This window comes from Binatus sp. (SeqCode) (assembly GCF_036522015.1).
Taxonomy (GTDB): Bacteria; Desulfobacterota; Binatia; order Binatales; family Binataceae; genus Binatus.
This window is the reverse complement of the sequence record NZ_DATDGQ010000326.1, coordinates 1-8,594: the sequence shown is the minus strand read 5'-3', so window position 1 is coordinate 8,594 and position 8,594 is coordinate 1. Positions and strand designations below refer to the sequence as shown.

General features: G+C 60.9%; 9 protein-coding genes. 7 read left to right on the top strand and 2 right to left on the bottom strand.

Going from position 1 to position 8,594, the window contains the following annotated elements; genetic code table 11:
- Positions 1-91: 91 nt before the first annotated feature.
- The 5 genes from VIW95_RS13845 to VIW95_RS13825 all read left to right on the top strand — a co-directional run bounded on the left by VIW95_RS13845 (position 92) and on the right by VIW95_RS13825 (position 4,839).
- Positions 92-1,255: an acyl-CoA dehydrogenase family protein gene (locus tag VIW95_RS13845; protein WP_331587499.1), complete on the top strand. Its 1,164-nt coding sequence runs from the start codon at positions 92-94 to the stop codon at positions 1,253-1,255.
- 22 nt (positions 1,256-1,277) lie between these two features.
- Positions 1,278-2,462, top strand: a complete 1,185-nt coding sequence (locus tag VIW95_RS13840) for a CoA transferase (protein WP_331587497.1) — start codon at positions 1,278-1,280, stop codon at positions 2,460-2,462.
- A 214-nt stretch (positions 2,463-2,676) separates the two neighbouring features.
- Positions 2,677-3,174, top strand: a complete 498-nt coding sequence (locus VIW95_RS13835) for a hypothetical protein (RefSeq protein WP_331587495.1) — start codon at positions 2,677-2,679, stop codon at positions 3,172-3,174.
- A gap of 299 nt (positions 3,175-3,473) precedes the next feature.
- Positions 3,474-4,043: a VOC family protein gene (locus VIW95_RS13830; protein WP_331587493.1), complete on the top strand. Its 570-nt coding sequence runs from the start codon at positions 3,474-3,476 to the stop codon at positions 4,041-4,043.
- 115 nt (positions 4,044-4,158) lie between these two features.
- Positions 4,159-4,839, top strand: coding sequence for a nitroreductase family protein (locus VIW95_RS13825; RefSeq protein WP_331587491.1), 681 nt, complete (start codon positions 4,159-4,161; stop codon positions 4,837-4,839).
- Between the two features lie 15 nt (positions 4,840-4,854).
- Here the strand turns inward: VIW95_RS13825 and VIW95_RS13820 are convergent, their stop codons facing one another.
- The gene (locus tag VIW95_RS13820; protein ID WP_331587489.1) at positions 4,855-5,304 is read right to left on the bottom strand and encodes a hypothetical protein; all 450 of its coding nucleotides are present in this window, start codon (positions 5,302-5,304) and stop codon (positions 4,855-4,857) included.
- Between the two features lie 29 nt (positions 5,305-5,333).
- Positions 5,334-6,059 carry a dienelactone hydrolase family protein gene (locus tag VIW95_RS13815; RefSeq protein WP_331587487.1) on the bottom strand — a complete coding sequence of 242 codons (726 nt, stop codon included), beginning with the start codon at positions 6,057-6,059 and terminating at the stop codon, positions 5,334-5,336.
- Positions 6,060-6,310: 251 nt separating this feature from the next.
- Between VIW95_RS13815 and VIW95_RS13810 the strand changes: the two genes are divergently transcribed.
- Together VIW95_RS13810 and dnaB are read left to right on the top strand one after the other, a co-directional pair.
- The gene (locus VIW95_RS13810) at positions 6,311-7,012 is read left to right on the top strand and encodes a rhomboid family intramembrane serine protease (RefSeq protein WP_331587485.1); all 702 of its coding nucleotides are present in this window, start codon (positions 6,311-6,313) and stop codon (positions 7,010-7,012) included.
- A gap of 143 nt (positions 7,013-7,155) precedes the next feature.
- On the top strand, positions 7,156-8,538 hold the full coding sequence (dnaB, locus tag VIW95_RS13805; RefSeq protein ID WP_331587483.1) for a replicative DNA helicase: 1,383 nt from the start codon (positions 7,156-7,158) through the stop codon (positions 8,536-8,538).
- Positions 8,539-8,594 lie beyond the last annotated feature (56 nt).

Sequence of the window (8,594 nt, the reverse complement as noted above, 5' to 3'; positions counted from 1 at the left end):
CGTACGATCTCGAATGGATTCGCGAGATGTGGCTCCGCGCACTTCAGCGCGGGCTCGATGGAATCGGAAAACCGGCGGAGGAACTGTTCTGATGGACGCTGACAACGGATTCGTACTGTCGCCGGAAATTCGGGCGCTGCGCGACCAGGTGGGGAAAATAATCCGCGAGGAAATCATTCCAATCGAAGCGCGATGCGATCCCGACGCGCCCGAAATTCCCGAGAACGATTACTGGCGGATCGCGCGCAAGAATCAAGCTGCCGGGTTGTGGTGCATGGGCGCGCCGCGCGAGTACGGCGGCGGCGGCCTCGGCACTTTCGACATGTGCGTGCTGACCGAGGAAATGGCGCAGCATCGCATGGGACTCTACAACCCGGGATGCGGGGTGTTCGGACGTACGCCACCGCCGGTTGTCTACGCGGGCACCGAGGAACAGAAGCGCACCTACGCCGGCGGCACGATCAAGAATGCGTGGCATACGTTCTTCGCGATCACCGAGCCGTCGGGCGGCTCCGATCCAGCCGGTGCGATTCAGTGCAAGGCGGTTCGTCAGGGCGATACCTACGTCCTCAACGGCACCAAGATTTTCATTTCGCATGCGCATGAGGCGGAGTGGGGCGTCGTATTCACGCGCACCGACGCGAAGGCCGGCCGCAAGGGAATCACCTGCTTCATCATCAAGAAGGGCACGCCGGGATTCACGGCGCGGCCTTTTCGCACGCTGCGCACGTCGGCGCTGCCGAACGAAGTTCACTTCGAGGACTGCATCGTGCCTTTAGAACAGCGGCTGGGGCCCGAGGGCGAAGGCTTGAACCTGTGCCTCGACCTGCTGACTCGGCTGCGCTTCCCCTACTCGGCGTGCAACGTCGGCGTAGGTGTCGCGGCGCTCAGGATGGCTATCGATCACGCCAAGCAGCGGAGCACTTTCGGCGAGCTGCTCTCGAAGCGGCAGGCGATACAATGGATGCTCGCGGATTCGGAGGTCGAGCTGCGCGCGGCGCGGTGGCTGACGTGGGAAGGGGCGTGGAAGGCCGACCGCGGCGAGGACTCTCGCACCGAGGCGTCGATCGCGAAGCTCTATTCGAGCGAGGTGCTCGGCCGCGTGGTCGATCGTGCGGTGCAGATTCATGGCGGGTACGGCGTCAGCAAGGAGTTTCCGATCGAGCGATGGTATCGCGAGGCGCGAATACGCCGAATCGGCGAATGTCCCAGCGAAGTGCATCGGATGGTGATCGCGCGCTCACTGTTGCGATGAAGATCGAACAAGGAGGGCCGCGATGAGTCTGCCGCTCGATGGGATCCGCGTGATCGATCTTGGACAGGTGTACGCGGCGCCGTATTGCACGTTGCAACTCGCGGCGATGGGCGCGGATATCATCAAGATCGAGCCGCCCGTAACCGGCGAAGTTCTGCGGCGGCCGGAACTTCCGCCAGGCGGCGCCGGCTACTCGTTCCTGATGCTCAATGCGAACAAGCGCTCCGTCACTATCAACCTGAAGAGGCCCCGCGGACAGGAAATCGTGCTCAAGCTGCTCGAGGACGCCGACGTGCTGGTCGAGAACTATCTCGACGGCGTGATGGAGTCGTTCGGGCTCGCCTACGATCAGATCGCCGCGCGATTCCCGCGGCTGATTTATGCCTCAGGCAAGGGCTACGGGTCTGACAGCCGATACGCGAGGCTCGGCTCGATGGACAATACAATCCAGGCGTCGTCGGGCTTCATCAGTATCACCGGCTTTCCCGACCATCCGGTGAAGACTTCGGCGACGTTCATCGACATGGGCACCGGCAGTCACATGGTGAGCGGGATTCTGGCCGCGCTGATCCATCGCGGGAAGACCGGGAGAGGACAGCACGTCGAGGTCGCGATGCTCGACGTGGCGATTCCCGCATTGACCAGCGCCGTCGCGCCCGCGCTGCAAGGGATGAAGTTCAAGCGGCTCGGCAATCGTCATTGGGGCGCGTGCCCGACCAACGTCTATCCGGCGCGCGACGGCGAGATTCTGATCTTCTGCCTGACGGAAGCGCATTGGCGCACGCTGGCGAAATTGATGGGCCACGAAGAGTTGATCGCCGATCCGCGATGCAGGAATCACGGCGCGCGGCTGAAGATTGCCGACGAACTCGACGCGATCGTTTCCGAATGGACCAGCGCGCAGCCGCGCGACGCGATGGTCGAAGGACTGATCGAGGCGGGAATTCCATGCGCCCCAGTGCGCACAGTTGAAGAAGTGATTGCCGATCCCGAAACAGCGCAGCGCCGCATGCTTATCGACAGCGACTATCCAACCCGCGGTAAGATTCGCGTGGCCGGCACTCCAATCAAGATGTCCGAGGCGCCCGAGGGTGGCAGGCTATTGAGAAGGCCGCCCGAACTCGGCGAGCATAACGCCGAAGTGCTCGCATCGATCGGAATCGGCGCAAACGAGTTAGAAAGTCTAAAGCGCGACGGAGTCATCTGACCGGATGCGGGTTGTGCGATTGGTGGAGGAGGGGGGTAGGCGCCTTCGCGCGGCAATTTGCCATGTATCGATACTCGGGTTTTCGCTTGCGCTTTCCATTGCGCTGATCGGCTGTGCCACCCAATCGACTTACTATTCGCAGAACAACACTGGTACTTCCGCTGAGGTTGGGAAGCGGCCGCTTGAGTTGTCGTCTTCGGAATTTGCGGCCGATTTGGTTACTGCCACTGGAATTCGGGTCAAGACCAACGGGCAGTACAAGACGGACGCGTCGCGGATGGCGGCGGCGAATGCGATCGATCGATACTGGGGCGAGGTTCGCGCGTGCGCGGTCGGCGTCGAGCCTTCGGGAGATACGGACGTCAGCGGTTTGATCGAAGAGTTCCCACGTCATCTGGCGCTTGAGATTGCCAACAATTGGAAGGTCGTCGAAGGTCCCACGACACATCGCAGGATGCAGGCGTTTCCGTCGCTCGCGCATCCGGGGTCGTGGTCGACGGCCCGGCGGCAGGAGGACGCGCTCTACATTGTAGTTGTGCCTGAGCTGAACGGCCTCGGTCCGCAGATGGTTAATCAGCTCAATCTGTGGCTGATGAAGAATGCGAGCGTGTCGCCGACGGCGGATTTGGTCAGCGCTTGCAGTTCGGTCGCTTGCGTTCGCTTCAACTATAACAATCTGCCTTCGCAGGCCTGGAATGAATGCAAGGAATAATTCACGTTATCGAATGTGAAACCCTGCGCGGGTTTCACGCTTGCGCGGCAGGGGTGACCCTGCACCCAGTGAAAAGTACTAATCGCAAAATGGTGAGGACGCCATTTTGCTCTCAGGTTCTTTTTCCCGTGTCATTCAGAGCGATGCGAAGAATTCCGGACCCTTCCTAACCTCTCCTCGGACAAGGAGAGGTAAGGAAGGAGCCGGGGCTGAACGATGGTCTTGAACGATCGTTCTGGAGTGTTGGACTATCGGTTGGGTGTATTAGTAGAGTGGATGACGGGACAGGAGGCGCGGTTATGAAACGCACTGGGGTCCATCATCTGGGATTGGCGACTCTCGATATCGATCGCACGGTCGAGTTCTACACCACCAAATTGGGCTGGGAAGTCGCGTGGGCCGATATTATCGAGACGGCCGGCGAGGGCAAGATCAAGCACGTCTTCCTCAACACCGGCGACGGCAGCCTCGTGGCGTTCATGTGTCCGGAAAAAGTGCCGGGCGTGCCGACCGAATGGGCGACCGACATCAACAGCGCGCAGGGACTGCCGGGCGCGTTCTACCATTTCGCGTTCCATTGCGACGACGTCAACGAGCTCGAAGCCAAGCGCGCGGAGCTGACCGGAAAGGGCGTCGAGGTGACGCCGGTGGTCGATCATGAGTGGTGCCGCTCGATCTACTTCCGCGATCCCAACGGCCTCCTACTCGAATACTGCGCGACAGTCCGGGCGTTCACTGAAGACGACAAGGTGATGAGGCATCATCATCAGCCGGGGCCGATGGTGACCGATCCAGAGGACGCGAAGAAAGTGCACAAGATGCTGATGGGGCCGCAATCAACGGCGAAGGTAAATCGTACGCCGGTGTGAACGCGAAAGAGTAAAGATTAAGTGAGCGGCTGGCGATTCGCCGGCCGCTTTTCTTTTTTCCTAGAGGGATGCCATTCTCGCGGCTGAGCACAAATCCAAACCAGGAGTTATGACGATGGCGGAGATAGGACTTTTCGAGGCGATTTATTCGGCGCGATCGCTCAGGCGGTTCAAGCCCGATCCGGTTCCCGATGAGGTAATCACCAAGGTGCTCGATGCGGCGATTCGCGCACCGTCGGGCAGCAATCAACAGAGTTGGGAGTTCGTGATCGTCAAGGACGCGACGCAGCGCAAGAAGATTGGTGCGGTGTATCAGAAGGGCGGCGCAATTCTGAAGGCGCTCTACACGGACCGGGTCAAACCCGAGCACATGACCGAGGACACCTACAAAAAACTCATGGCGTCGGCGTACTACCTGATTGATCACATGGCCGATGCGCCGGTGCTGTTGCTCGCATGCCTGAAGCAGGTGCCATTGTCGGGACCGCCGCCCAAGCTGCCGCCCGAGGTGGCCGCGGCGATGAAGAGCCAGGCGCGGATCTCGGGCTCGAGCATCTACCCCGCCGTGCAGAATATTATTCTGGCATGCCGTGGGCTGGGACTCGGGACGGTACTCACGACGATTCACACGTTTTTCGAGGACGAGGTGAAACAGATATTGGGGTTGCCGCCCGAAGTGATGACGTACGCGTTGATGCCGATCGGATATCCGCAAGGGAAGTTCGGACCGATCAAGCGCCGGCCCGTAAGCGAGGTCGCCTACCTGGACAACTACGGCAAGCATTGGAAGGGTTGAGCGCGGCGGAAAGTATCAGTCGGGCTCGTTCTTCAAGTCTTCGGTGACTTTGCCGGCGAGGTGGCGGACTTGAGCGTGTTGCGACAGCAATGACGCGAGTATCGCGGGGTCGGATTTGCCGCCGAGCCGGTATTCGTCGGCGGCATGCGCGAATTTCTCGTACGCATTGAGCAGCTTTACGAAATCGCGATGCGACGGCCGCGATGCCTCGCGCGGCGTCGATGACGAGAAGGCGTTGGCCTTGTTGAAGGCGTAATAGAACTCGCCCATCTCCTCGGATGACAATTGGCGATCGTCGAGCTTGAAATAAGTGCGGCAGTAGTCGGCGAGCTTGTCCGACATATCGGACAGCAGCGACACGTTCGCCTTCATCGTGCGGTTATAGTCGGACGAGTAGCATCCGCTGGCTGCGACGATGGCTAGTGCGAGAAAAAAAACGGGCCGGCGAAGACCGGCCCGCCGCAATAATTTCAACAAAACACGACCACGCAGGTTCAGCCTAAGTACTCTTTGAAGAATGCGATGGTGCGCGCCCACGCCTCTTTCGAATGTACAGGATGGAACGACGGACGATCGTCGCACATGAAGCCGTGATCGGCGTCGGGGTAGAAAACCACCTCGGCCGGCTTGCGGGCTTTCTTCAGTGCGTCGCGAAATTCGTCGACTTCGGTGATCGGAATGAAAGCGTCCTTGCCGCCGAAGAACGCCAGCACGGTGGCCTTGAGGCGGTCGACATATTCGATCGGCGACCTGATACCGGCATGACGTGACTTCACCATTCCGCCGCCATAAAAGGGCACGGTCGCTTTAACCGCTGGATTGCGGCACGCGGTCAGGAACGCAACCAGGCCGCCCATGCAGAATCCGACCGTGCCGAACGCAGGCTTAACTTCCTTCATAGCTTTGAGGTGATCGATCGCGGCGCCCATGTCCGCGGCGAGTTGGTCGTCGTTGACCGTACCCATCAGGCGAAAAGCGCCGGGCAAATCGTTGTAGCCGACAACGTTGTTGGGTTGACGAAAATAAAGATTCGGCGAGATGGCGACGAAGCCTTCGGCCGCGAATTGATTGGTGATGCGTTTGATTTGATCGTTGAGGCCGAACGCTTCCATCACGACCACCAACGCAGGATACGGACCGCCGGACGCCGGACGGGCGAGATGCGCGGGCATGCGCTCGGCGCCGGTGCGAATCGATACTTCGCTAGAAACGACTTCCATGATCGAAACCTCCGTTAGAAGATCGCGTCCGCGAACGCGCGGGCCGCGATCGCGGATCGCGTGTTGAGGGGGACGAGCGACCCGGCCATCTTTGTCGCATACGATGAGGTCTCGCTCAAGCGAGAAAGTTCGGCGAAGCGATCGCATAAGAAAGTTTCACCACCGACGACTCTCCCGTCTCGCGCTGGCCTGCGGCGCGCCGGTAGTATAGCCGGCGGTCGATCTCCGCTGGGGCCGGCCCTGATGTTTCGATGATCCCGCTTCGCGACAACGCCGCGCCGCGCCGCCTGACTCCTGTCAACGTCGCCCTTATTGCCGTGAACCTCGCGGTGTTCGTTTACGAACTGTCGCTCGGCGCACGCGTTGCGGCGTTCGTCGAGAAATTCGCACTGGTGCCGACCGCGGTGACGCAAGCGTTCACGATCGGCACGCATCGCAACCTCGCGACGCTTGCGCCGCTGATGACGACCGTCACGTCGATGTTCGTCCACGGCGGTTTCTGGCACATCGCGGGCAACATGCTGTACCTGTTCATCTTCGGCGCGGCGGTCGAGTATCGGATGGGCGCGGCGCGCTACCTGATTTTCTATTGCGCCGCGGGAATCGCCGCGGCGCTCGCGACGGTGTGGATCGCACCCGAGTCGAGCGTGCCGGTGATTGGCGCGAGCGGCGCGATCGCCGGCGTGCTCGGTGCGTACTTCATTCTGTACCCGCGCGGGCGCATCCTGACGATTCTGCCGATTTTTGTTTTCATCCAGTTCATCGAGATTCCGGCGGTCATCTACCTGTTCGTTTGGTTCGCGGCCCAGCTCTATGCGGGAGTCGAGCAGAGCGGTCGCGCGGCGGCGATGGGCGGGGTCGCGTGGTGGGCGCACGTCGGAGGATTCATGTTCGGCATCGCACTCGGACCGATGCTGGCGATAAACCGTCCGCGCCGGCGAGGCGCGCGCTAGCCGATCTGTGCATCGACTGTGGACGGTATGGTGACAACCGTTGGCTTGCGGCTGGAGTAATAGTTGTAAGCGATGATGCTATCGGAAATAATCGGCGCTCCAGAAAGTTACGGACGCGCGGTTGGTTGAGGAGGTAGTGGCAGGTGGCGGTTTCGTCGGACGATATTCTAAAGCGCGTTCCCCCGCAAAATCTCGAAGCAGAACAATCGGTGCTGGGCGCGATTCTGCTCGACAACGACGCGATTAACCATTCGCTCGAAATTCTTTCGGACGAAGATTTTTACCGCGAGTCGCATCGGCAGATCTTCCGCGCGATGGCGGAGCTTACGGACCACAGCCAGCCGGTCGACGCGATCACGCTGACCGACGCGCTGCGCACGCGGGGTGTGCTCGAACAGATCGGTGGCCCGGCGTACATCGCGGAGCTGGCGTCGATCGTGCCGACGGCCGCGAACGTTGCGCATTACGCGCGGATCGTGCACGACAAGGCGGTGCTGCGCAGCCTCGGTTCGATCGCAACCGACATCGCGAGCTCGTCGTACGAGGCGCCGGCCGATGTGGACGGGTTCCTCGACGAAGCCGAGCATCGCATTTTCGAGATTTCCGAGCGGCGGATTAAGCCCTCGTTCCACACGATGCCTGAGTTGACGCGCGAGTCGCTCAAGATCCTCGAGCGGCTGTACGAAAACCGCGAGATGATCACCGGCGTGCCGAGCGGGTTCATCGATCTCGATCGAATCACCGCGGGCTTTCAGCCGTCGGACCTGGTGATTATCGCGGCGCGCCCCAGTGTGGGCAAAACGGCGCTTGCGCTGAATATTGCGGCCTACGCGGCGATGGACGCGGACCCGCCGATGGGCGTGGCGTTTTTTTCGCTGGAAATGTCGAAGGAGCAGCTGGTGCTGCGCATGTTGTGCGCGGAGGCGCGGGTGGACAGCGCTCGCGCGCGGCAGGGATTTTTGGGCGAGCGCGATTTTCCCAAGCTGGCGCAGGCGGCGGCGCGGCTGTCGGAGTCGAACATCTATATAGATGACTCGTCGGACACGACGTCGATCACGCTCAAGGCGAAATGCCGCCGGCTCAAGCGCGAGCGCGCCAAGAACCTCGGCCTGATAATTGTCGACTATATTCAGTTGATGAGATCCGCGCGGCCCGGTGAAAATCGCGAAAAGGAAATCGCGGAAATCTCGCGCTCGCTCAAGGGGCTGGCGAAAGAGCTCAAGGTCCCGGTGATCGCGCTGTCGCAGCTCAACCGGCAGGTCGAGTCGCGCGAGAATCGGCGCCCGATGCTCGCCGACCTGCGCGAGTCGGGCGCACTCGAGCAGGACGCCGACGTGATCGCGTTCATCTATCGCGAGGAAATGTACAAGGGCAAAGAGAGCAAGGAGCCGGGGGTCGCCGAAATTATCGTCGCCAAGCAGCGTAACGGTCCGACCGACACGGCGAAACTCACGTACATCAACCACTACACGCGCTTCGAAAACTACACGCCGGAGACGGGCGTGTTCGAAGACACCGGCGTCTAGAACGATTGTTCGGACTAGTTGGGCGGCGGCAGCGCGTCGAGCAGGGCCTGGATGTA

Coding starts and splice junctions, on each gene's coding strand:
- VIW95_RS13810 (WP_331587485.1), top strand. CDS start 6,311: ATGATCCCGCTTCGCGACAACGCCGCGCCGCGCCGCCTGACTCCTGTC.
- VIW95_RS13825 (WP_331587491.1), top strand. CDS start 4,159: ATGGCGGAGATAGGACTTTTCGAGGCGATTTATTCGGCGCGATCGCTC.
- VIW95_RS13845 (WP_331587499.1), top strand. CDS start 92: ATGGACGCTGACAACGGATTCGTACTGTCGCCGGAAATTCGGGCGCTG.
- VIW95_RS13840 (WP_331587497.1), top strand. CDS start 1,278: ATGAGTCTGCCGCTCGATGGGATCCGCGTGATCGATCTTGGACAGGTG.
- VIW95_RS13815 (WP_331587487.1), bottom strand. CDS start 6,059: ATGGAAGTCGTTTCTAGCGAAGTATCGATTCGCACCGGCGCCGAGCGC.
- VIW95_RS13830 (WP_331587493.1), top strand. CDS start 3,474: ATGAAACGCACTGGGGTCCATCATCTGGGATTGGCGACTCTCGATATC.